Genomic DNA, 22,761 nt, shown 5'->3' with positions numbered 1-22,761 from the left:
TGACGCTAGTGGCGCGGGGCGCCGGGGTGGCTGACCGTTGGGCAAAGCTTCACGGGGGCCTGTCGTGCGTACCGCAGCAGTTCGGCCGCGAGGCTCGCGAGCGGCCCTGCGGGCACGCTCACCAGCGCCTGCCAGGCGTGCGCCCGCGCGATGGTCTCGCCGACGTACTGCCGGGCGGCGTCGCCGGGAGCCAGGGTGTCGCGGTGACGGATGGCGTGGGGCAGAAGCGCGGCGACGGCGGCGCGCAGGGCGAGGCGGGTGGCGGGGGTGGGGGTTTGGGTGGGGTCCTGGGCGCGTCGGACGACTGCCTCGATGCGGGTGGGGTCGTAGGCGGGGAGTGGAACGGGGTTGGTCACGGTGCGCCCTTCAGGAGGTGAGGGAGTGGGCGTAACGCCGTGTGGGGCCGAACCGGCATCCACCGATGACCACTGCTCATCGGCGCCGGTGCCGTCGGTATGACATCTGCGGCACTGGCACAGCGGGTACGCGATGGACAGCGGGGGCGAGTACGGCCGGGCTTTGGCCCTCACAGTTGATCCGCCGCGCTCGCGCACGATCCGACCGGTCCTGCTGTCGACCTCGTACACGCGAAGGGTCATGGTCATCAGTCCCCCAACGGGTCCGCCCACTCTTCGAGGTGGTGCACCGCAAGTTCACCGCGTGCCGGATCACTCAGGGTTTCGCTGAACCGGACGTTCAGGCGGACGTTTTCCCGTACCCAAAGGGCCAAGTCGCTACGGTGAGATGACATACCGCAACCGGGAGAGGTTCGTATGGCGGGCAGGCGCATCAGCAAGCTGGCCGATTTGCGGCAAGCCGCCGGACATACACAGCAATCGTTCGTTGCCGCCTTCGTTCGGGAAGCCACTCGCCTCGGTATCAGCGCGGCCGTAAGCGAACGGCAACTGCGCCGTTGGGAGAACGAGTCGCCCCCGCCGCTGCCGCACCCCGGCCAGCAGACCGTGCTGGAAGCGATGCTCGGTGTACCGCTCGCCGAGATGGGATTCGACGTCCCCAGTCACCGCGTGACGGCTTCCGGGCCCGTCAGCGAGGCCGGAGCCGTGAAGAGGAGGACGTTCGTCGCCGAAACCGGCGCCCTGGCCGCCTCGGCACTGACACCCAGGCGGCCGGGGCCACGGATCGGAGCGATCGACATCGGTCACCTGCGCGAGCGGCTGGACGACCTCTACCGGACGGACCACATGGTAGGCAGCGTGCCCGCCATGGCTCAGGCACGACGGATCGAAGGCGCCATCACGCAGGCACTCAGTTCCGCCTCGTACACCTCGCGCATCGGATGCGAGCTTCAGACGATGCTCGCCGAGCTGCACGGACATCGCGCTTGGTACGGATACGACGGCGGACGCATCGAGGAGGGACGCGCCGCATGTCTGGAAGCTTTGGTCGCGGCCCAGCTGGTCGATGACCCCCTACTGCAGATCTCGGTCCTGGAAACCCTTGTTCTTCTCGCGATCAAGGCAGAGCGAGCGTGGGAAGCGGGTAGTGCCGTCGAGAACGCCTACCGTCTCGCGAGCCACGTGGGCGCCGGCCCGACCGTGCACTTGGTCATCGCTCTCCGCGACGCGAATGTAGCGACAGTCGCCGGTGATTTCCCCGGTGCTCGCCGGGCCCTCAGCCGCGCCGTGACCTACCAGGCACGGACCGATTGCGATACCGACGCTCCCAACTGGGCCAAGTTCGCAGGTGCCTTTGAAGTGGACTACGCAACAGCCGACATGTATGTACGGGCGAATCAACCCAAGCGGGCCGTTCCCTTCCTGCGGGCCTCCGTTCGTGGTATCGGTGGCGACTACGCCCGCAACAGCGCTTCCTACCGCGTCAAGCTGGCGAGAGTCCTGCTCGAAGCCAGGGAAGCCGAGGAGGCATGCGCGGAAATGAGCCACGTCCTCGAATCATGCGGCGGCATCTCCTCACCACGGCTACTGGACAGAATGCGCGGATTCCAAGAGGCCGCCGATCGCCTTGACTGCCCTGAAGCCCGCGACTGCTCAGCACGCATCCGCGAGGTCGCACGAGGGAGCGCAACATGAGGGGACCTGAAACGATCGCGGTCGAGCCCATGGACGGGCCGGCCGCCGTACAGGCCGAGGACGCCTTCCGCCTCGTCTACGCCGAGGTATTCGCCGAGCCGCCCTACTGCGAGACGGCAGAGGATGTGAAAGTGACCTTCCGCCGCTTCCGCTCGCAGACCCGTAAACACACCTTCCGAGGCGCTCTCGCCCACACCGGGAAGGGCGAGCCGGTGGGCATCGCCTACGGCTACAACCTCGGGTCCACCACCGGCTGGTGGGATCAACTCATCGCACCCGTGCCTGACGAGATGCGCCGTGAGGACGGACGCCGGACCTTCGGGCTGATGGAACTGGCCGTACGCGCGCCGTGGCGCGGGCGCGGCATCGCCCGCCGACTGCACGACGCCGTGCTCCAGGGCAACGGCGCCGAGCGCGTTTTGCTGAACGTCCACCCCGAAAGCAAGGCGGCAGTCGCCGCGTACCGCTCCTGGGGCTATCGGAAGATCGGCGACGCCTACCCCTGGGAAGACGCGGATCTTCATGACGTCCTCCTGCTCAGCCTGGCCCACTGAACGCGCCTGCGAAGCAGACGTTGATGGCTGCAGAATTCGCGAAAGATGGAAATCGCACCCAACAGCGTCACCCGAGGGAGGACACCATGACCACCGGCGAGTGGATCAGCAGCTCAATGCCGTACCTGAAGCCGCGCGACGCGGGGCAGCCGGAGGCGTGGGCTGCCGAGGCCGCAGCCAAGGGGCGGCCTGGGAGTCAGCGCATCGTGCACGCCGGGGAGGTGCCCGCGCCGACGGAGATCGCCGATTTGCTCGACATGATGACCATGCCCGCGCACCGCCAGCGGCTGCGCTACGAGATCACTCCGGAATGACGAATGACAGGTCACACGCCGGCACCCAGGGCTCCGTCGGCCGGGGACGGGCCGCGCCCTCGGCCGATGGGAGCGGCGGGGCACGGTGCGGTGGGCAGTGAATTCGGCTCGGCCGGGCCGAGCCCCCACCCCACCGCTCACGGGTGTGCGAATACCCCGGAAAAAATCCTGTAAGGTTGCTCCCGCAACGCCCCGCACTCGTAGCTCAACGGATAGAGCACTTGACTACGGATCAAGAGGTTGCAGGTTCGAATCCTGCCGAGTGCACAGCCCGAGAGGCCCCTTCCGACACCGGAAGGGGCCTCTCGCGTTCGCCCGTCCGCACGGGCCAAGGGCTACGGCCGCCAGACGTAGCGGACGTCCGGCTCCCGCTCCTCGTTCGCCGAGCCGTCCGTGCGCTCCGCCTCCGTGAAGCCGTGGCGCTCGTAGAAGCGGTGGGCCGGGGTGTTGATCTGGAAGGTCCACAGGTCCAGGCCGGACGGGAAGCGGTCCTTCGCCAGGGTCACGAAGCGGTCGCCCAGGCCGCGGCCCCGCCAGCCGGGTGCGAGGTAGAGCTGGTCCAGCCAGTCCTCGTGCAGGACCATCATTCCGACGATCTCCCCGGCCGCCTCCGCGACCCACGTCTCGCGTTCCGGGATCACCACGTGACGGAAGTAGTCGCGGACCTCGTCGTCCGTGTGGGCGCGGCGCACGGTCGGCAGAGCCGCGTCGTACGAGCGGAGCCACGTTTCGGCCGTGCCGGCCGCGTCGGCAGAGGTGGCGCGGCGGATCAGGGGCCCATCGGCAGCAGTGTCCATGCCGCGCAACCTCTCAGCAAAGCGATCGCGCCGCACCTGAATAACGACCCATAGAGGACAGGATTCGACCTACTCCGCCCCTAGCCTCTCCCCCATGAAGAGCCTCCGCATCAGTGACGAGCAGCGCCGCGCCCGCCTCGGGCGGCGGCATCTGCTCGCACCCGCCCACCGGGCGACGACCGTCGAGGACGTGGCGGACGCGCTCGTCGCCCTGCACGCCACCGACGCCGCGACCGTGTACCTGTCGGCGTGCGCGCGGCTCGCCGAGCCGTCGACGGCGGAGGTGGAGCGGGGGCTGTACGAGGACGTGACGCTGATCAAGCTGCTGTCCATGCGGCGGACCCTCTTCGCCGTGAGCCGGGAATTCGCCCCGTACGTCGGCTCCTCCACGGCGCGGGCGATCGCGGTGAAGGAGCGGGCCGCGTTCGTGAAGTTCCTGCAAGACGGCACCGACGGAGGCTGGGACGAGGAGCGGCTCGCGCGGACCGAGGCCGAGGTGCTGGAAGCGCTCGCCGCGCGGGGTGAGGCCACGACGGCCGAGCTGGCCAAGGACGTGCCCGCGCTGAAGGAGACGATCGTGGTGTCGCCCGGCAAGCCCTACGAGGGGCGGCAGAGCGTCGGCAGCCGGCTGCTGCGGCTGCTGGCCTCGGACGGGCACGTGCGGCGCGCCCGGCCGCGCGGCTCGTGGACCAGCAGCCTCTACCCGTACGCGCGCGTGCCGCAACTGCCGGAGATCGACGTCCGGGAGGCCAAGGCCGAGGTCGCGCGGCGCTGGCTCGCCGCGTACGGGCCGGCCACGGAAGCGGATCTGAAGTGGTGGACCGGCTGGACGCTCGGCGATACGCGCAGGGCGCTGGCCGATGCGGGGGTGACGGGCGTCGAGTTGGCCCACGGGGCCGGGGTCGTGCTGCCGGACGACCTCGACGACGAACCCGCCGCCGAGCCCTGGGTCGCCCTCCTCCCCGGGCTCGACCCGACGTCCATGGGATGGCGCGGCCGCGACTGGTACCTCTCGCCCGATCACGTGCCCGCCCTGTTCGACCGGGCGGGCAACGTCGGTCCGACCGTCTGGAGCGACGGGCGCGTCGTGGGCGGCTGGGCGCAGCGGGCGGGCGGGGAGGTCGTCTGGCGGCCGCTGGCGGACGTCGGCCGCGAGACGGCCTCCGCGATCGACGCGGAGGCCGCCCGGCTGGCCGCCTGGCTGGGCGGGGTGCGGGTCACGCCCCGCTTCCGCACCCCGTTGGAGCGGGAGCTCTGCGCGTGAGCGTCACACCGGCGACGGCCGCGACTCCGGCACCTCCGCGTACGGCCTCGTCATGAACTCGATCGCGCATGTGCCACCCGGGTCGAGGAGGTAGATCGACCGACCGCCGTAGGCGAGGTTGATCTGCCCCTCGGCCTTCATCGCCGGGTCGGCCCAGAAGCGCACCCCGCGCTTCTCGACCCGGCCGAAGATCGCGTCGAACTCCTCCTCGGTGACCAGGTACGCGAGGTGGCTGAGGTTGATGTCCTCCGGGGCCACCATGTCGTCCGCGAAGTCGACGCCGACGCCGTTGGACGAGGTGAGCTGCGTGAAGTGCGCCCAGTCGACCGGCGCCTCGGCACCCAGCAGTTCGGCGAGGAACGCAGCGCTCTCGTGCCGGTCCTTGACGTGGACGATGATGTGGTTCAACTCCAGTGCCATGACGGTTCCTTCCTTCAGGACGTGAAGAGGTGCGGAGCGGGCTCAGGCTCGGTCCGTGCGGTTCCTGCCCGGCAGGGCCAGCGCCCCGAGTGCCGCGCACGCGGTGAACGCGGCGGCGATCAGCAGCGCCCTGCCGTAGCCGTCGGTCAGCGCCACCCGCACGTCGTCGTGGGCGGCCAGCCGGCCGGCCGTGGTGTGGGAGGCGACGGTGGCCAGCAGGGCCAGGCCGATCGCGCCGCCCACCTGGCGGGAGGTGTTGACGAGACCGGAGGCGAGGCCCGCCTGCGCCCGGTCGGTGCCGCTCGTGGCGGCGACGGTGGCGGGCATCATCGCCAGGCCCGCGCCGAAGGTCGCCAGGGTGAACGGCACGACCACGTCGCTCGCGAAGCTCCCGTCCGCGCTCAGCCGGGAGAGCCAGACGAAGCCGACGGTGCTGAGCGCCATGCCGATGACCAGCAACGGCCGGGGCCCGGTACGGGCGATGACCCGGGTGGCGAGCTGCGCGCCCACGATGATCGCGATCGAGCCCGGCAGGAAGCACAGGCCCGCCTTCACGGCGCTGTGACCGAGGATCTGCTGGAAGTAGAGGGAGAGCAGGAACCACATCGAGAAGGTGGCCGCGCCCATGCCCAGCACCACCAGGTTGGCGACGGCCAGGGTGCGGCGGCGCAGGATGCCGAGCGGTACGAGCGGGTGGGCGACCTTGGCCTCGATGGCGAGGAAGGCTGCGAGCAGCACGCCGGCGGCCGCGAGCGGGGCCCAGACTGTGACTTCGCCCCAGCCGTGGGTCTCGGAGGAGATGATCCCGTAGACGAGGGCGGTCAGGCCCCCGGTGACGGTCACGGCGCCGGGCAGGTCGAGGCGGCGCAGCCCGCCCTCCCGGACCGTCCCCCGGGGTACGTAGACGAGGGCGGCGGCCAGCAGGGCGACGCCGATGGGGACGTTGACGAACAGCACCCAGCGCCAGCCCGCGTACTCGGTCAGCACTCCGCCGACGACCGCGCCCGCCGCGCCGCCGGCCGCCATGACGGCGCTCCAGGCGCCCATCGCCCGGGTGCGGGCGGCGGGTTCGGTGAACGTCGTCATGATCAGCGTGAGGGTGGCGGGGGCGAGGATCGCGCCGCCCAGGCCCTGGACCGCGCGGGCGGCGATCAGCAGGGCACCGCCCTGGGCGAGGCCTCCCGCGAGGGAGGCGGCGGTGAAGGCGGCGAGCCCGGTCAGGAAGGCCCGCTTGGTGCCGACGAGGTCGGCGGCCCGGCCGCCGAGCAGCAGCAGCCCGGCGAAGGCGAGGGCGTAGGCGTTGACGATCCACTGCTGGCCGGCGGCGCTGAGGTGGAGTTCGGCGCGCATGGCCGGGAGGGCCACGTTCACGATCGACACGTCGAGGACGACCATGAACTGGGCCGCGCACGCGATGACGAGGATCGCGGCGGTGGACCGGGGTGAGCGGGATGACACGGACGAGGCGTCGGCGGCGGGCCCGGGTATCGGGTTCGTCGGTGGTGACTGGGCGGCGGCTGTGCGCATGGCGGAGGCGTCCTCACGACGGATGGCGGCACCCGAAAGTAGAGGTGCTCTAAAAATGTAGCACCTCTAATTCTGGCTGGGGGGCGGCTATCCTGAACCCATGACGACGGCCCACCCCCACACCGCCACCGACGCCACGCCGTGCACCGCGCCCCCGACCGGGCTGCGCGGCCGCAAGCGGGAGCGCACCCGGCGCGCGATCTCCGAGGCCGCCTTCCGGCTCTTCGCCGAGGAGGGGTTCGAGGCCGTCACCCTCACCCGGATCGCGGCGGAGGCGGAGGTGGCCCCGGCCACCGTCTTCACCCACTTCGCCTCGAAAGAGGACATCTTCTTCGGGCGCGGCAGCGAGTTCGACGCGGCACTGCCCGAGGCCGTGCTGCCCGCCACCGACAGCGCCGAACTCCTCGAGCGGCTGCACCGGTTCTACGTCGACTGCTACGGGATGGTGCTGACCGACGAAGGCGACTCGCTCAGTCAGGCGCGCGTCTTCGCCCGCATCCTCCTCGGCAGCCCGGCACTCCGCCGCAGCTACCTGCCCGTCTCCCGCGCGCGGCGGCGGCGCCTTCTGGAGCTCCTCGTCGAGCGCGCCGGGCGGAGCGCGGAACACCCGGACGTCCGGGCCGAGCTGGAGCTGTTCGCGTCCTTCGCCAACGCCGTCCGGGAGCAGGCCTTCGAGGCCCTGCACGCCTCGCTCGCCGCGGGCGAGCCGCCCGAGCGGACCCGCGAGGTGATCACCACCGCCCTCGCCCGCGGCTTCGACCGCCTCGCCCGCGCGTATGGCGGCTCCGCCGTCCTGGATGCGGGTTAGCGTCTGTCCGGCCGGACTTCGGCTACCGGGCCGTCCTGCCGACTGCCGCCCGTCCTGCCGCCTCTCGCCTGACCGGCGGATCCTCGGCTACCGGCCCGCCTTGCCGCCTGCGGCGGCGGGCGCCCTGCGGGCGCGTCCTCAAACGCCGGACGGGCTTGATTGGGCTGAGCTCAGCCTCAGCCCGTCCGGCGATTGAGGACACAACACAGCGCCCGTCCGGCGATTGAGGCACCGACCGGCTCTAACCCGCCACCTTCCACGTCAGCGAGCCCGACAGCCGCTTCCGCAGCTCCGGGTCCACCACCGCGTCCGTGCGGTCGACGGCCTTGGCCGTCAGCGTGTGGGTCTTGCCGTCCGGCTTCACACCCAGGGAGCGCGGAGTCACGCTCGTCCGCCCCCGGCCCGCTTGGACCTCGCGCCCGTCCACGTACCAGCGCACGGTCGTGGTGGCGGCGGGCAGCCGCACGGTGACCTTGTCGCGGCTGCCGACCTTGCCGGACGTGCTCGTGGTGCTCGTCAGCGCCTTCGCGTGGCGGTAGAAGCCCGCGATCATGGCCTCACGGCCCGGGAGATTGAACTCGCGCCCGAGCGAGCGCATGATCGAGTCGTCGGTGGGGCGGTAGAGACCCTTGGGGTAGTAGCCGGCGCCCTCGAACGCGCCGACCTTGCCGCCGTCCGGCGAGGTCTTGCCGACCCAGCGGTACCACTTCTTCTTCTGTGCCGTCAGCTCCGCCGCGGTCAGCTTGCTGGTGTTGGCACTGCCCGGCTCGGCGCCGGTGTACGTGCCGTACTCCTCGTACTGGTACTCGTCGGCGAGCTTGCCGAAGGAGTGGCCCGTCTCGTGCACGGCGACCTGGTCGGAGTCGTCGTTGTCGGACGAGGCGGTGGCGATGCCGTCGTAACCGACCTGGGAGACGATGTCGTTGTAGCCCGCGCCGCCGTACTTGGTCGAGTTGGACAGCACCACGACCAGGTCCGCGGCGGGCGCCTTCGCGGCGTACGACTCGACGCGTCCGGTGTCGACGCACAGCAGCCGCTCGATGCCGTCGCAGAAGAAGCGGGACTTCAGCGCGGTGTCCTTGACGACGCCCTCGCCCGGGTCGCCGGAGACGCCGGACTGCCGGGAGACCGCGTCGACGGCCCAGACGTTGAAGAGCTTCTTGTACGAGGCGTAGGGCTCGACGGCCGACATCTTCGCCCACTTGGCGCGCACGTCGGCATGGAAGTCGCCCTGCTGGGCGGCGGTGTAGCCGTCGCCGATGAAGACGACGTCGACCTTGGAGCCCACCGTGCCGTTGTCGATGACCTTGGTGACGGCACCGTCGCCCGCGGCCGAGGGGCGCAACGTGCGCGGCGGGGGGGTGGAGGCGGGGACGGTGGTGTGGCGGGGGTGGCCGCCGGGGCCGGTGAAGTACTCGACGTGCTGGGTGCGTTCACTCTTCGGCTCGGGCGCCGCCGACTTCGAAGTCTTCGCGGATGTCGTCGTGGCCGTCGCGGTCACCGTCGTCGCCGTGGCGGCCAGCGCGGCCGTGAGGGCCGCACCGGCCGCGAGGGATATTCGTCTGCGCATGGGGGGTTCCTCCCTGAGCCCGCCATTAAGTGGCGGATTAAGTCGCATTGAGGTGCGGATTAACATAGGGGCTCAGGGGACACAAGGCAATGGATGGGGCTCAAGTTACCAGTGTGACAAAGCTCGTTCGGACTGCCCCACGGCCGTGGACCGGGCTACGCCTCGTCCCGTACGAGGCTCAACAGCCGGTCCAGCACTGCGCGTCCACCTGCCCGGACGCCGTCGTGCTCGTACTCGTCCGTGACCCAGGTCCGCAGCCCGGCGATCGTGCGCGCGGTGCGCAGCGAGTGCTCGGTGTCGACGAAGAGGTCGTCGTGGTAGATCGCGGCCGCCACGGGAACGGTGTTGCGGGCGAGGCGCTCGGGGTCGTAGAGGGGGGTCCAACCCCGGCGCTCGGCAAGGAGTTCGGCGGTGTGGCGCAAGGGGCGCAGGGCCGGGTGGGTGCGCAGCATCCAGGGGTGGACGCTCTCCCCGGTGAAGAGGAAGCGCCCCCCGGGCTCGATCCCCCGTTCGAACTGCGGGTATTCGCCTCTCACACGATCGGCTGACCAGTGCGTCGCGCGCTCGTCCTGGGCATAGATGGCCTCATGGAGGATGGCGTAAAGAGGGCAGTCGGCGCGGGAGAGGACCGTCGCGACCTGTTCGGCGAAGGCGTCGGACAGCCGCGGTCCCGCGACGGTGTCCACGAAGGCGTCCTCGAGGAGGTAGTGCAGTCGGTGGGAGCCGTCGCCGGTGCCGAGGAGGATGCCGAGTTGCTGGAATGCCGGGACCGTCAGGAGGGTGCCGTCGGGCAGCACCTCCTCGTGGTCGGCGAGATGGCGCGCGATGCGGCGGGCGGCGGCCTCGTCGCCGGGGTACCGGGCGTAGTGCTCCAGCGACTTGCGTTCCATGCGCGGGTAGGCCGCGCGGTAGACGGCGTCCGCGTCGGCGTCGAGGGACGGCAGACCACCGGTGATCAGGACCTCGGCGAGCCCCTCGGGCGCGTACGAGAGGTAGGTGACGGCGCAGAAGCCGCCGAAGCTCTGCCCGAGCACGGTCCAGGGCCGGCCGCCGGTCAGCCGGGCGCGGATCAGCTCGCAGTCGCGGACTATGGAGTCGGCGCGGAAGTGGGCCAGATAGTCGGCCTGTTCGGCCGGGGTGCCGCGGAGCGGGAGGGTCTGCCGGGTGGCGGGCGTGGAGCGGCCGGTGCCGCGCTGGTCGAGGAGGAGGACGCGGTAGTCCTCCAGCGCCCGGTCGAGCCAGTTCTCCCGGCCCACGGGCCGCCCGGCGGGGCAGCCCGGACCGCCCTGGAGGTAGACCAGCCACGGCAGTTCGTCGCGTTCGCGGCGCGTGGCGACGACCTCGCGAGCGTAGAGGCGTATGTGTTCGCCGTCGGGCGCACGGTGGTCGAGGGGGACGTCGAAGAAGTGGTCCGTCATGACGAGGCCGGGCTGCCGGACGACCGCCGTACCCGTGGTATCTATCGAATCCGCCGGTCCGACCGTCCGCGCGGCAGCAGCCGCCTTCCCCAGGGCTTCCGGCATCATCCGTCCTCACGTCGAATCAAACAGATTTAACTCACGACTTAAGTCACGGCGTAACTTACCGAGGGGCACAAGTGGCCGAGAACAGTACCCACGGCATACGGGCCGACGAACCCGCCGACATCGGCCGACGCGTGCTCCGGATGCGCACGGAACGGGGTCTCACCCAGAAGCAGTTGGCCGAACCCGCCTACACCGCCGCGTACGTCTCGACCCTGGAGGCCGGGAAGGTACGCCCCTCCGAGACCGCCCTGCGGCATCTCGCCGGGCGCCTCGGCATCACCCTGGAGGAGCTGGCGACCGGCCGTCCCCCGCACCTGGCCACCGAGCTGCGGCTGCGGCTGACCGACGCCCGGCGCGTCCTGTCCACCGGCGAAGCCGAGGACGCGGCCGTGCGCTACCGCGCCCTGCGCGCCGAGGCCGCCGGGCACACCCTGGTGTCCGAGGAGGCCACCGCCGTGCAGGGGCTCGGCGACTGCGCCCTGGAGACCGGCGACCTCGTCGCCGCCCGCGATCACTTCGCCGAGGTCGAACGGCTGCTGGCCGACGAGCCGCTGCCGCGCCGCGTCCCCGCCGTCCGCGGCCGCGCCACCGCCCATCTGCTCGCGGGCGAGCTGCGCTACGCCTGCTATCTGCTGGAGTCGACCGTCGACGAGCTGAACGCCGCCGGGCTGCACGACCCCGACGCGCTGCTGCTCCTCTACACCGCCGTCATCGCCCCCTACATGGACATGGGGGCGCACGCGCGGGCCGCGCACGCCGCCGAGCTGGCGCTCGCGCTCGCTCCGCAGGTCGACAACCCGGCGCTCGTTGCGAGCATGCACCGGGGGGTCGCCCGCACCCTCATCGCCGAGGGCCGGATCGCGGAGGCCGACGCCTCGCTCGCCAAGGCCCAGGAGCTGTACCAGCAGCTCCACATCCGCACCGAGCTGGCGCACTGCCACTGGATGCGCGGCTACGTCTACGCGCAGGACGGCGATCTGCGGAAGGCCGAGAGCGAGCTGCGCACCGCCCGCGACATGCTGGCCTCCAAGAAGGCCCCGCTGTTCACCGTGCAGGTCGAGGTGGAGCTGGCGGACGTGCTGCGGCGGCGCGGCAAGGCGGCCGAGGCGGAAGATCTGCTGCGCCCGCTGCTGTCGCCCTCGGCGCTGGGCGCCGAGCGCGGCGCGGTCCACGCGGGCGGCGCGCACCGGCTGCTGGGGCTGATCGCCGAGGAGCGCTCGGACACCGAGGCCGCCGAGGAGCACTACTGCGCCGCGCTGTCCCTGCTGGAGCGCACGGGCGCCGCGGGCGATCTCGCCGATCTGTGCCGGCTGCTGGGCGACCTGCTGCGGCGCACCGGCCGTACGGACGCCGCCCTGGACGCGTACCGCACCGGTCTCGGACACCGCGCGGCCCCCGGTACGACGACGCTGGGCCCCGCCCCCGCCGCGCCCCCGCTGTGGCGGCCCTGATTCCGCGTCGGACCTCGAAGCCCGCGCCGCTGACCGGCCCTCCCCTCCAGAGGCCGGTCAGCGGTCGGTCTTGTACGGCGCGAGGAGGCTGCCCCAGCCGCGCCGCAGATCCTGGTATTCGTCGACGCACAGCTCGGCCCGCTCCTTGGTCAGCAGCGTGCCGTCGACGAGCTTTCCGCTCTTCTTCGGCTCGGCGCCGTAGAGGTAGCAGCGGTAGTTGGCCGAGCGGGTGGCCTCCGGGGGGTGCTCGGCGGAGAAGTCGATCTCTTCGGGGTCGGTCTCACGGGCGTACTGGGCGTAGTTGTCGGCGGCGGCCAGCACCGCGGCCCGGCCCTCGGCACCCTGCGGGATCAGGCTGTACGCCGCGAACTGGTCGGCGACGTCCTCCTCGCGACCGGTGGTCGCGAGGTGCAGCGTGTCCTTCAGGGCGTGCGCGGCCTCGTGGTAGAGCGTTTCGGTGATCACGCCCGCGGTGCGCTCGTCCGGGTCCGGACTGTGGGCGTCCTCGAACATCGACCGGACCTCGCCGATGAAGTCGTAGCAGAGCTCGATGCGCCGGGTCTGCTGGTCGTAGGTGGGGACGTCGTCCTTCTCGTCGCAGGTCCGGCCGACGACGTCGATCGTCTTCGGCAGCCGCAGGCTGTCGTTGAGCTGCTCGGCGACCCGCTCCGGCAGCCGCCGGTCCTTCAGGAACGCGCGCTCGTCCGCGCCGCCGCGCCGGGGAGCCTCGTAGGACACGGACAGGCCGCCGCTTGTGGGGGACGCGGCGGCCTGAGACCGGGTACAGCCGCACGCGGTCGCCAGGGCGACACAGACGCCGGTCGCGACGAGGGCGCGGGCGCGCCACGCGCGATCGGGCGTCCGGGGGTGAGCCCCGGCATGGTGCAGCATGGACACACTCTGCCGGTCGGGGTAACCGGAACGGAATCCCCCGTGGGTCCCGGCCGACCCCCGCCGATCGGCGGGGGTGTCCCCTCCCGCCGGGTGGAGCGACTGGCTCCGCTTTTGTCCGAGCCGTGCGGCAGGCTGGAGGGCGCCGGGGGCCGACAGGTGGCACCCCGGCTCTGAACAGGGAAGAGGGAGCGGCCCGTGATCCGTGTTGCGGTGGTGGACGACGAGCAGCTCGTCCGGTCCGGGCTCCGGATGATCCTGGGCACGGCCCAGGACATCGAGGTGGTCGCGGACTGCGGCGGCGGCGCGGCCGTGGACACCGTGCGCGGCTGCGCACCCGACGTGGTGCTGCTCGACATCCGGATGCCGGACGTCGACGGGCTGACCGTGCTCCGCGCGCTCCGCCGTCTCCCGCACCCGCCCGCCGTCGCCATGCTCACGACCTTCGACGCCGACGAGTACCTCGCCGCCGCGCTGCGCGCCGGGGCCTCCGGGTTCCTGCTGAAGGACACCGACCCCGAGCAGCTCGTGCGGGCCGTGCGGACCCTCGCCGCCGGCGCCAGCGTCCTGGACCCGGGTGTGACCCGCGCGGTCATCGGCGGCTACCTCGCCGCCGAGGCCGAGACGACCGCCGCCTCGGCGGTCCAGGCGCTGACCCCGCGCGAGCGCGAGGTGCTGGCCCACCTCGGCGCGGGCCTCGCCAACCCCCAGATCGCCGAGCGCATGGGACTGGCCCCCAGCACGGTCAAGGACCACGTCCGGGCCGTCCTCGGCAAACTCGGCGGCGTCAACCGCGTCCAGGCCGCCGTCGTCGCCGACCGCGCGGGGCTCGTCGCCACCCGCCACCCCGCCGACGCCGCCCCGCCGAACGGCGGCGCCCGATGAGCACCTCGCCGCGGATCCGGCACCGCTTCACGGCCGCCCGGATGCCCGCCGCCCTGCCCGTCGTGGTGCCCGCGCTCTTCGCGACCATGGACGCGCTGCTCGTCAACGGCACCGGGCTGGGGCTGGAGCTGGGGGTGTCACTGCTCGCCGCGGTCGCGCTGCTGTGGCGCCGCCGGTTCCCGCTCACCGTCTTCGCGGCCACCCTGCCCGGCATCTACATCGGCTACATCTGGTTCGCACCCATGGTCGCGCTCTACACGATCGCCGTCCGCAGACCCGACCGGCGGCTGCTCGTCGTGTGCGGACTGCTGCTGGCCACCGCGCACTTCCTGCCCTACCCGATCTCCGAACTCTCCTTCGACGACCGCCGCGAAACGGCCCTCTTCCTCGTCGACGCGCTCGTCACCGCGGCCACCCCCATCGCCGTCGGCCTGCTCACCCGCACCCGCCGCGAACTCGCCGCCCGTCTCGACGAGCTGACCCGCAGCCGCGCCCGCGAGGACCGACTGCTGTCCGACCAGGTCCTCGCCACCGAGCGCGCCCGGCTCGCCCGCGAGATGCACGACGTCGTCGCCCACCAGGTCAGCCTCATCAGCCTGCAGGCCGGGGCCGTGCAGATCAGCACGGCCGACAAGGAGGCCCGCGCCGGGGCCCGCACGATCCGCGAACTGTCCGTGCGCACCCTGGACGAGCTGCGCCACATGGTCGGCATCCTGCGCGCCGCGGGCGCCGACACCGAGGAACTCACCCCGCAGCCACGCCTGGCGGACCTGCCCCGGCTGATCGAGCTGAGCGCGCTGAACGTCGACTACGAGGACACCTCCGACCGGGAGACCGAGCGCTCGGAGGCCGTCGAGCGCGCCGCCTTCCGGACCGTGCAGGAGGCACTGACGAACGTGCGCAAACACGCGCCCGGGGCGTGGGTGCGGGTCCGGGTCACCGAGGAGGAGGCACGGGGCCTGCGGGTCGAGATCCGCAACGGTCCGGCGGACGCGGCCGTACCGGCACCGGAACTGCCCGGCGGGGGCCACGGTCTGGTCGGGCTGCGGGAGCGGGCGCAGAGCCTGGGCGGGACGCTGACCGCGCACGGGACGGCCGACGGCGGATTCCTCGTACGGGCGGAGTTCCCCCCGGCGGGGTGAACGCGCTACGCCGACAGCGGGTTCGCCCGTTCGTCGGTCGCGCTGTCCAGATCGGGGAAGACCTCGAAGAGGCGGCGCACCCCGAGGGCGCCCAGCACACGGTTGACGTGCGAGCCGTCGACCGCGCCCTGCGCGGGCAGGATCAGCCGCAGCCGCCCCTGGCAGGACCGCATCAGCCGCCGGGCCGCGATCAGCACGCCCACACCGCTGGAGTCGCAGAAACGGACCTCACCGAGGTCGAGCACCAGACTGCGCCGTCCCTCGGCGACCGCGTCGTGCACATGCTGCCGGACCGCCGGCGAGGTCACGAGGTCCATCTCTCCGGAGACCCGGAGCACGGCCCAGTGGCCCCGCTCACCCTCCGTCACCTTCAGTGTCACGTGCCCGCAGCCCTTCACTCGGTCCCGCGCTCCCACGGACGTCTTCCTCGGTGGCCCCTGCCCGGCCGCTTCCCCGTGAAACACCGCCTGGCATACGCCGACCGCCAAGGAGCCTATGCCCCGTCCGAGCCCCTCACTCTCACGAATCCGGTCACACCCGCATAACACATCGGCACATTCGCGCACGTACGATCTGCGCCGATCGGCGAAACGAGCACAAAGTGAACGTAGCCATATCATCCCCGACCGTTCCCGGACGGCGATTTGCCACAAAGGCGACTGCGCCGCCGGGCCCGGCCACTACATTCGACGAGTATGTGACGGTGGGCACAAGCAGTTTTGGGCAGCAGTACGACGTACGCGCGTACGGGACACGTGAGTGAGGCGCCACCGGGCGCCACCTGCGTGGCGGTGCGCACGGAGGGGGCCGCATGACGAACGACGCACCACCCCGGTGGGACCGGAAGATGCAGCAGCGCCTCGCGAGCGGCGAGGCCGCCGCGCTCGGTGAGCTGTACGACCGGTTCGCCTCCCTCGTGCACGGCCTCGCCCACCGGGTGCTCGGCGACGAGGCGGGCGCCGACCGCGTCACCCGCGAGGTGTTCGGCTACGTCTGGGAGCACCCCGACGCCTACGACCCCAAACAGGGCCCCTTGCGCTCCTGGATCGCGACGGTCACCCACCGGCAGGCCGTCAGCAGGCTGCGACAGTCGGAGAGTGACCGGGAGAGCGCGCCCGAGGAGATCGAGGAGAAGGTCCGCGCGGCGTCCGCCGCCGCCCGCGCCGACTACATCGTCACGTCCATGCCCGCCCCGCTGCGCGCCGCCCTCGACCTCGCCTACTTCCGCCGCCTCGACTACCGCAGGGCCGCCGCCGACCTCGGCGTCACCGAGGACGAGGCCCGTCGCCGGCTCCGCCTCGGCCTGCAACTGCTCTCCACGGCCCACCCCGGACCCCGCGCGGTGACGCCGCCCGACGGCGGGAGCGGGAGGGGCGGTCGGTGAGCGGCACGAACGACCCCGCGGGCCCCGGCCGCCGGCTGCCGGACGGCGGGAACGGCGCTCCGGGCACCCCGCCGCGCATACCCCCGCCGCGCTCACCCGCCGAGGACGCGCCGCGCTGGCCGTACGCACCGGATCCGGCACCAACGCCGTCGCCGCCGCCCGCCCCCGCCCCGGATCCCGAACCTCCCACGCCACCGGCGCCGCCCATGTCCCACGGATTGCTCAAGTCACTGCTCGGCGCCTGGGCGTTGGCCGCCTGCTCCGCCGAGGAGACGGCCGCGGTCGAAGCGCACCTGACGGACTGCGCGAGCTGCGCGGAGGAGGCCGTCCGGCTGCGCGACGCGGTCGCGCTGCTGCACCCCGAGGACAACCTCGACCTCGACCCCACCCTGCGCTCCCGCACCCTCGCCAACTGCCTGACCCGCCGCCCCGCCCGTATCCCGGTGCCCGAATGGGCCGCCCCGTACGACGCGGAGACCGCCCGCCTCGACGCCCTGCTCCGCGACATCGGCGAGGCGGAATGGCGTGCCCCGGTGCGGCTGGGCTGGTTCGACGGCCGGCGCCCGGCCGGACGTGACACCACCGTGGCCGAGGTGATCGGCCATCTGATGGCCGTGGACGGCATCGTCGCGGACGCGCTCGGGCTCCCCACCCGACGGGGCTGCGAGAAGCCCGGGACGCCCACGGAACGCACGGAGGCGTTCTGGTCCTCGGCCGCCGCCGAGCAGGCACCCGGGGACGTGCGGGCCGTCTGGCGCGCCCAGGGCCACTCACTGATCAGGACCGTGTCCTTCGCGGGCGGCGGCGCCGCCGAACTGGACGTCCCCTACGGCCCGTTCACCCTGCCGCTGCGGGATTCCTTCCTCGACCGCGCCTTCGAATGCTGGGTCCACGCCGGGGACATCGCGGAGGCCGTCCACTACCCCTACGCCCCACCGGCGGCCGGCCACCTCCACCACATGATCGACCTCGCGGCCCGGCACCTGCCCGCCACGATCGCGCACCGCCGCCGCACAGGCCTCTCGGGCCCGCCCCGCACCCTGGTCGCGGCGGGCACACCGGGCCGCACCCTCCACCTGGAGATCGAGGGCGACGGCGGCGGCCATTGGCACATCCCCCTCGACTCCCCGGCGGCCCTCCCCTCACCGGACGAGGAGGTGGCCCATGTCGCGCTGGACGCCCTGGAGTTCTGCCGCCTGGCGGCGGGACACGTGCCGCCGGAGGAAGCGGCGGCGGGGCAGCTCGGGGACCGCGAGGCGATCCGCGACGTGCTGCTCGCCACGGCTTCGCTTTCGCGGTTGTGACGAGTCGGGGCCCCGTATCCCGGATACGGGGCCCCGATCTGGCGAGAGTCCCGCGGCAACGGGTGGCTCCCGAAAGCTGCGGCAGACCGTCCGGACGGAACAGTATCTGGCTCGCAGTTCTTGCTGAGTTTCTCCCACGCGGACGGGCGTTGCAGGAAGGGTTGCAACGCTTGCCGGATGGATCCGGACGCCCACTGAACAACCTCCGGGTACCGACCAGGCCCGAAACCGATGTGGTCGCCATTGTTCACTCGCCGCCCGGACACCCGGCAAACAATCCGCGCCGCCCGTTCCTTTCCTGAAAGAAACGGAATCCCGGAATCCAGGAAACAACAAGACCTCCGGAGCGGGTGCCTTCGCGCCGCGCGAGCTGAGACAGTGAGGCGGTGTCCCGGGCGGCAACCCGTGACGCCTCGTCAATGACCGTCCGGACAAAGGGAAGTGGTATCAGTGGCGATCGATACGCACGCACTGTGCGTCAGTCTGCCGGGAGGCAGGACCCTCGCGGTGCCACCGGTGATTCCGGTGCTGGTGGTCGTCGTCGTGCTCGTCGCACTCGGCTACGACGAGACCGCCGCGCTCGCGACCATTCTCGCCGCCGGTACGGCGGCACGCGAGCTCCAGCGCACGTCCTGACCCCTGTCGGCTGCCAGGGGGTGCCGCCCTTTCGCGGCACCCCCTGGACCACCCGCAGGGAGGCGCGAGTGGCACGCCCGGAAAAGCCCATCGACCCCACGGCCCCGTACGCGACATTCGCGCTACAACTGCGAAAGCTGCGGAAGGCCGCCGGATCCCCCACCTATACGACACTCGCACGGCGGACGAGTTACTCGGTACCCGCGCTGTCCCAGGCGGCGGCGGGCTGGAAACTCCCGAGCCTCAAACTCACTCTCGCGTATGCCACGGCTTGTGGTGCCGGCCACGAGCACTGGACCGAGCAGTGGCTCATCGCCCAGCACCAAGCCGGGCCGGGCCCACTCGGCGGCCCGGCGGCCGCTGAGATGCGCCCGTGGTCGACCCAGCCGCCCGTCCCAGCCACGGCCGGGGCCCCTAGGGAGTTCATCGCCTGCCTACGGGAGCTCAAGCTCTGGGCGGGCAACCCGTCGCTGTCGCGACTCGAGGACATCGCGAGGAACTGGGGCTCGCGCGCCGCCCGGCTGCCGCGCAGCACCATCGGCGACGCCCTGAGCCCCAAACGCACCTCGCTGCCGAACTCGTTCGTCGTCAGATCGCTCGTACTCGCCTGTCTGACCTTCGCGCAACGGCAGGGCCGCATCCGCGCCGAGGAAACCGGTCCCGTGGCCGACGAGTGGCAGGAACACTGGCTACGCCTGTACGCGAACAGGCACCGGCAGCGGGCACCGCGGCCCGCGCCGAAGGCCGCGACAGCTGCGTGGCTGGTCCTCGCCGAGAAGACCGTGGAGGCCGTAGACCTACCCCTGCGCCAGGATCGCGAGCTACGCCCGATCGACCGGGTGCCGCATGACCAGCGCATGCTGGCCACGGGGCTACGGGCCCTGTTCGAGATGCTCGGCACCTCACTGCGCTCGTTCGCCGCGCGTCATCACATGGACCCGAGCGCCCTCTCCCGGTACCTCTCGGGCAGCCGTATCCCGCCACGGGAATTTCTCCAGCTACTGGTGCGGGAGGTCTCGATCCACCGAGGCCTGGAGGTGGCACCGGAGGCGGTTCAGCATCTCTACGAGCTGCACCTGGCCACCCTGCGTTCCCGCACCACGCCTCCCACCGCCGCCAACAGGCAACCGTCGGCCGACGCCACACACGAGGAATCACTGCTCCAGCGGGTCCAACGGTTGAGCCAGGCCCTCGACGACGCCCAGTCCCGGCTACGCCGGAGCATCGAGCTGGAAGCCGCCCTGAAGGCGGCACTGTACTCCCGGGAGCAGGCGCTCGCCGAGCGGGAAGCGCGGCTGCGGGAGCTCCAGGGCCCCCGCCAACCACAACCGGTCTGACGGACGCGAAAGCGCGCTCGCGCTACGCGAACACCACCGTCCGCCGCCCGTTCAGCAGCACCCGGTGCTCGCTGTGCCACTTCACCGCGCGCGCCAGCGCCTGGCACTCCACGTCGCGGCCGATCGCGACGAGCTGGTCGGGCGTGACGCCGTGGGCGACGCGCTCGACCTCCTGCTCGATGATCGGGCCCTCGTCGAGGTCGGCGGTCACGTAGTGCGCCGTGGCACCGATCAGCTTCACGCCGCGCGCGTGCGCCTGGTGGTACGGCTTGGCGCCCTTGAAGCTCGGCAGGAAGGAGTGGTGGATGTTGATGATCCGGCCCGACAGCGCCTTGCACAGGTCGTCGGAGAGCACCTGCATGTAGCGGGCGAGCACGACCAGCTCGACGCCCTCGGCGCGGACCAGCTCCAGCAGCTCCGCCTCCGCCTCCGGCTTGTTCTCCTTCGTCACCGGGATGTGGCGGAAGGGGACGCCGTACGAGCCGACCAGCTCGGCGAAGTCGGTGTGGTTGGAGACGACCGCCGCGATCTCGACCGGAAGCGCGCCGATCCGGGAGCGGAAGAGCAGGTCGTTGAGGCAGTGCCCGAACTTGGACACCATCAGCACGACGCGCATCTTCTCGTCGGAGCGGTGGATCTGCCAGTCCATGTGGAAGGTGTCGCCGATGGCCGCGAAGCTGGCCCGCAGCTTGTCCACCGTCACCGGCGGCTCCGCGGTGAAGTGGACCCGCATGAAGAAGAGCCCGGTGTCGTGGTCGCCGAACTGCTGGCTGTCCTCGATGTTGCAACCGGTCATGAAGAGGTAGCTGGACACCGCGTGCACGATGCCCTGCTTGTCCGGGCAGGAGAGGGTGAGGACGTACTGTTCGGGGGCCCCTTCGGAGGCGGGGGGCTGCGAGGCGTTCATAGCCCAATAGCGTCGCATACCCGCCGGGCCCGTCGGACCGCCCGCCTCCGCGAGACCCCCGGAGCGAGACCCCCGAACCGTGCTCCGCGAGCGGTCAGGCGATGCGGGTGAGCTGCGCCAGCACGTCGAGCGGGCGCGGCGGTACGTCCGGTTCGTCCCCGTCGTTCGCCGCCAGCCGGACGTGCGCCTCGCGGGCGGCCCGTACGGCATCCGGCCAGGCGTGGTGCTCCAGGTAGGCCGAGACGGGCGCGTCGGCGCCGACCTGGTGCATGATCCGCAGCACCCGCAGGACGGCGGCGTCGACGAGACTGGCCTCGGCCGGGTCCCGGAAGATCGTCCCTATGTACTTCTCCGCCGACCAGTTGTCCAGCCAGGTGTCCTCGACGAGCCGGTAGACGGCGTCGGTCACATCCCCGTACCCCGGGAGCCCGGTCAGCCAGCACTCCCGCTGGAAGACGGGGTCCGAGAGCATGTGCAGCGCGGAGCGCACATTCACGCGCCAGCGCCACCACGGCATGTCATTGAGCGGCATGCCGTCCATGGTGGTCGAGCGGCGGCCGCGACGGGAAGACTTCTCCGAACCTTGCACAGCACTCGATCGTACGTTCCCCACCGAGCGCCCACATCAGGCCCCCGCAATTCACCACGGCGTCACCCGCCGTTGCGCCGCGATCACACATCTGTTCCCCGGCGGCCGGGAGAGTTCGGGCCATGACCGGACGGCGTCGCCTGACCATCCGCCCCTTACGGACCACCGTCGTGTCCGCGGTGTGCGCGGCGGCGGCACTGCTCACCGGTTGTGATGGGCTCCCCGGGGCCGAGGGGGACTCCGGGGGCCCCATCACCGTCATGACCTGGGCCCCGGAGGGCACCCGGGCCACCAACATGGCGGGCATGCCCGCCATGGCCGGGGCGTTCGCCCGCTGGGTCAACGCGCACGGCGGCATCCACGGTCGCGACCTCAAGGTCATCACCTGCAACGAGCGCAACGATTCCGTCGCCGCCTCACGCTGCGCGCGGCGCGCCGTCGAGGAAGAGGTCGTCGCGGTCGTCGGCTCCTACAGCCAGCACGGCCGCGCGATGATGTCCCCGCTGGAGGCGTCCGGCACGCCCTTCATCGGCGGCTACGGCCTGACCGACGAGGAGCTGAGCAGCCCGCTCTCCTACCCGGTCAACGGCGGCCAGGCCGCCCTGCTCGCGGGCAACGGCCGCCAGCTGGCGGGCACCTGCAAGCGCGTCGCCCTCGTACGGCCAGACACGATCTCCGGCGACCAGCTGCCCCGGCTGCTCGACGCCGGACTCGCCGCCGCGGGCCGGCCGCCGGCCGCCGACCTCCGCGCACCGGAGGACGCCACCGACTACGAGCGGACGAGCGCGGAGGCGCTGAAGGCCGCGGGCACCGACGACGGCGGCTGTGTCACCGCGGCGCTCGGCGAGCGCACGGACACGTTCTTCGATTCGTTCCGGCGGCAGCCGGAGGCCGGGGCCAAGGTGCGGATCGCGTCCGTGCTCGGCAGCGTCAAGCAGTCCCTCGTCGACAGCACCGGCGGCGCGAAGAGCGCCCTGGAGGGCGCGTTCGCCACCGCCTGGTACCCCGCCGCGGACGATCGCCGCTGGAGGGCCATGCGCGAGGTCATCGACCGGCACGCCTTCGGCGACAACCGGGTCGACCCCGCCGACCCCGGCGTCCAGACCACGTGGATCGCCTACACCGCCCTGCGGTCGGTGCTCATGGCGCTCGACGCCGACGACATCAGCGCCCGCTCGGTCCGGACCGCGCTCGACCGGGGGCACCGCGTCGCCACGGGCGGGCTGACGCCCCCGCTCTCCTGGCGCTACCAGGATCTGCTGGCCGTCCCGGACTACCCCCGGATCGTCAACGCGAACGTCACCTATCAGGTGGTGCGGGACGGCCGGCTCGTGGCCGTGCGCGAGGGGTTCACCGACGTCACCAAGACGCTGGAGCGCCGCCGCGCGCACGTGTGAGCCGGAG

At 71.9% G+C, this 22,761-nt stretch carries 22 protein-coding genes, 1 tRNA gene and 1 pseudogene; 14 read left to right on the top strand and 10 right to left on the bottom strand.

The window, feature by feature from the left end; genetic code table 11:
- Positions 1-5: 5 nt before the first annotated feature.
- A complete protein-coding gene (locus FHS38_RS23790) occupies positions 6-356 on the bottom strand; it encodes a hypothetical protein (RefSeq protein WP_184736561.1) in 351 nt (116 codons plus the stop codon).
- Positions 357-773: 417 nt separating this feature from the next.
- Here FHS38_RS23790 and FHS38_RS23785 point away from each other — a divergent pair, with 417 nt between their 5' ends.
- From FHS38_RS23785 to FHS38_RS23770, 4 genes and pseudogenes are all read left to right on the top strand, one after another.
- Positions 774-2,051, top strand: coding sequence for an NsdA family TPR-like regulatory protein (locus FHS38_RS23785; RefSeq protein ID WP_184736559.1), 1,278 nt, complete (start codon positions 774-776; stop codon positions 2,049-2,051).
- Positions 2,048-2,605: a GNAT family N-acetyltransferase gene (locus FHS38_RS23780; protein ID WP_184736557.1), complete on the top strand. Its 558-nt coding sequence runs from the start codon at positions 2,048-2,050 to the stop codon at positions 2,603-2,605. The genes FHS38_RS23785 and FHS38_RS23780 overlap by 4 nt, the downstream gene beginning before the upstream one ends.
- Positions 2,606-2,691: 86 nt before the next feature.
- Positions 2,692-2,859 (top strand): annotated as a pseudogene (locus FHS38_RS23775) (UTRA domain-containing protein); the annotation flags it as partial.
- A 254-nt stretch (positions 2,860-3,113) separates the two neighbouring features.
- Positions 3,114-3,186: transfer RNA gene (locus tag FHS38_RS23770), tRNA-Arg, on the top strand.
- A gap of 68 nt (positions 3,187-3,254) precedes the next feature.
- On the opposite strand, the gene FHS38_RS23765 is transcribed toward FHS38_RS23770, so the two are convergent.
- Positions 3,255-3,716, bottom strand: a complete 462-nt coding sequence (locus FHS38_RS23765) for a GNAT family N-acetyltransferase (protein WP_184736553.1) — start codon at positions 3,714-3,716, stop codon at positions 3,255-3,257.
- A gap of 94 nt (positions 3,717-3,810) precedes the next feature.
- Between FHS38_RS23765 and FHS38_RS23760 the strand changes: the two genes are divergently transcribed.
- Positions 3,811-4,980 carry a winged helix DNA-binding domain-containing protein gene (locus tag FHS38_RS23760; protein WP_184736551.1) on the top strand — a complete coding sequence of 390 codons (1,170 nt, stop codon included), beginning with the start codon at positions 3,811-3,813 and terminating at the stop codon, positions 4,978-4,980.
- 3 nt (positions 4,981-4,983) lie between these two features.
- Here the strand turns inward: FHS38_RS23760 and FHS38_RS23755 are convergent, their stop codons facing one another.
- Both FHS38_RS23755 and FHS38_RS23750 read right to left on the bottom strand, forming a co-directional pair.
- A complete protein-coding gene (locus tag FHS38_RS23755; RefSeq protein WP_184736549.1) occupies positions 4,984-5,400 on the bottom strand; it encodes a VOC family protein in 417 nt (138 codons plus the stop codon).
- Between the two features lie 42 nt (positions 5,401-5,442).
- A complete protein-coding gene (locus tag FHS38_RS23750; RefSeq protein WP_184736547.1) occupies positions 5,443-6,927 on the bottom strand; it encodes an MFS transporter in 1,485 nt (494 codons plus the stop codon).
- 100 nt (positions 6,928-7,027) lie between these two features.
- Here FHS38_RS23750 and FHS38_RS23745 point away from each other — a divergent pair, with 100 nt between their 5' ends.
- On the top strand, positions 7,028-7,735 hold the full coding sequence (locus FHS38_RS23745; RefSeq protein ID WP_184736545.1) for a TetR/AcrR family transcriptional regulator: 708 nt from the start codon (positions 7,028-7,030) through the stop codon (positions 7,733-7,735).
- A gap of 241 nt (positions 7,736-7,976) precedes the next feature.
- On the opposite strand, the gene FHS38_RS23740 is transcribed toward FHS38_RS23745, so the two are convergent.
- Both FHS38_RS23740 and FHS38_RS23735 read right to left on the bottom strand, forming a co-directional pair.
- Positions 7,977-9,305: a M64 family metallopeptidase gene (locus tag FHS38_RS23740; protein WP_184736543.1), complete on the bottom strand. Its 1,329-nt coding sequence runs from the start codon at positions 9,303-9,305 to the stop codon at positions 7,977-7,979.
- 155 nt (positions 9,306-9,460) lie between these two features.
- Positions 9,461-10,723, bottom strand: a complete 1,263-nt coding sequence (locus FHS38_RS23735) for an alpha/beta fold hydrolase (RefSeq protein WP_229822333.1) — start codon at positions 10,721-10,723, stop codon at positions 9,461-9,463.
- Between the two features lie 248 nt (positions 10,724-10,971).
- Here FHS38_RS23735 and FHS38_RS23730 point away from each other — a divergent pair, with 248 nt between their 5' ends.
- Complete coding sequence (locus FHS38_RS23730) at positions 10,972-12,282, top strand: helix-turn-helix domain-containing protein (RefSeq protein ID WP_221495315.1); 1,311 nt, start codon at positions 10,972-10,974, stop codon at positions 12,280-12,282.
- Positions 12,283-12,339: 57 nt separating this feature from the next.
- On the opposite strand, the gene FHS38_RS23725 is transcribed toward FHS38_RS23730, so the two are convergent.
- The gene (locus tag FHS38_RS23725) at positions 12,340-13,173 is read right to left on the bottom strand and encodes a DUF4344 domain-containing metallopeptidase (protein ID WP_184736538.1); all 834 of its coding nucleotides are present in this window, start codon (positions 13,171-13,173) and stop codon (positions 12,340-12,342) included.
- 198 nt (positions 13,174-13,371) lie between these two features.
- Between FHS38_RS23725 and FHS38_RS23720 the strand changes: the two genes are divergently transcribed.
- Together FHS38_RS23720 and FHS38_RS23715 are read left to right on the top strand one after the other, a co-directional pair.
- A complete protein-coding gene (locus FHS38_RS23720) occupies positions 13,372-14,058 on the top strand; it encodes a response regulator (RefSeq protein WP_184736536.1) in 687 nt (228 codons plus the stop codon).
- Positions 14,055-15,200 (top strand): sensor histidine kinase, encoded by a 1,146-nt coding sequence (locus tag FHS38_RS23715; protein WP_184736534.1) that lies wholly within the window; start codon positions 14,055-14,057, stop codon positions 15,198-15,200. Before FHS38_RS23720 ends, FHS38_RS23715 begins: the two co-directional genes overlap by 4 nt.
- A gap of 5 nt (positions 15,201-15,205) precedes the next feature.
- Here FHS38_RS23715 and FHS38_RS23710 read toward each other — a convergent pair whose 3' ends face one another.
- Positions 15,206-15,580 carry an STAS domain-containing protein gene (locus FHS38_RS23710; protein WP_184736532.1) on the bottom strand — a complete coding sequence of 125 codons (375 nt, stop codon included), beginning with the start codon at positions 15,578-15,580 and terminating at the stop codon, positions 15,206-15,208.
- Between the two features lie 431 nt (positions 15,581-16,011).
- On the opposite strand from FHS38_RS23710, the gene FHS38_RS23705 reads away from it, so the two are divergent.
- The 4 genes from FHS38_RS23705 to FHS38_RS23690 all read left to right on the top strand — a co-directional run bounded on the left by FHS38_RS23705 (position 16,012) and on the right by FHS38_RS23690 (position 19,861).
- On the top strand, positions 16,012-16,584 hold the full coding sequence (locus FHS38_RS23705; RefSeq protein WP_184736530.1) for a sigma-70 family RNA polymerase sigma factor: 573 nt from the start codon (positions 16,012-16,014) through the stop codon (positions 16,582-16,584).
- Entirely contained in the window at positions 16,581-17,888 is a 1,308-nt protein-coding gene (locus FHS38_RS23700; RefSeq protein ID WP_308433513.1) for a maleylpyruvate isomerase N-terminal domain-containing protein, read from the top strand. Before FHS38_RS23705 ends, FHS38_RS23700 begins: the two co-directional genes overlap by 4 nt.
- A gap of 450 nt (positions 17,889-18,338) precedes the next feature.
- Positions 18,339-18,524, top strand: coding sequence for a hypothetical protein (locus FHS38_RS23695; protein ID WP_184736528.1), 186 nt, complete (start codon positions 18,339-18,341; stop codon positions 18,522-18,524).
- 68 nt (positions 18,525-18,592) lie between these two features.
- A complete protein-coding gene (locus tag FHS38_RS23690; protein WP_184736526.1) occupies positions 18,593-19,861 on the top strand; it encodes a helix-turn-helix domain-containing protein in 1,269 nt (422 codons plus the stop codon).
- A gap of 22 nt (positions 19,862-19,883) precedes the next feature.
- Here the strand turns inward: FHS38_RS23690 and purU are convergent, their stop codons facing one another.
- Both purU and FHS38_RS23680 read right to left on the bottom strand, forming a co-directional pair.
- On the bottom strand, positions 19,884-20,768 hold the full coding sequence (gene purU, locus FHS38_RS23685; RefSeq protein WP_184736524.1) for a formyltetrahydrofolate deformylase: 885 nt from the start codon (positions 20,766-20,768) through the stop codon (positions 19,884-19,886).
- A gap of 94 nt (positions 20,769-20,862) precedes the next feature.
- Positions 20,863-21,300 carry an SCO4402 family protein gene (locus FHS38_RS23680; RefSeq protein WP_229822177.1) on the bottom strand — a complete coding sequence of 146 codons (438 nt, stop codon included), beginning with the start codon at positions 21,298-21,300 and terminating at the stop codon, positions 20,863-20,865.
- Positions 21,301-21,479: 179 nt separating this feature from the next.
- Between FHS38_RS23680 and FHS38_RS23675 the strand changes: the two genes are divergently transcribed.
- Complete coding sequence (locus FHS38_RS23675) at positions 21,480-22,754, top strand: ABC transporter substrate-binding protein (RefSeq protein WP_184736522.1); 1,275 nt, start codon at positions 21,480-21,482, stop codon at positions 22,752-22,754.
- Positions 22,755-22,761: the final 7 nt, after the last annotated feature.

Source organism: Streptomyces netropsis (genome assembly GCF_014203545.1).
Classification (GTDB): domain Bacteria; phylum Actinomycetota; class Actinomycetes; order Streptomycetales; family Streptomycetaceae; genus Streptomyces; species Streptomyces netropsis.
Note: the sequence above shows the minus strand (reverse complement) of the source record. Positions and strands in the feature narration are given on the sequence as shown.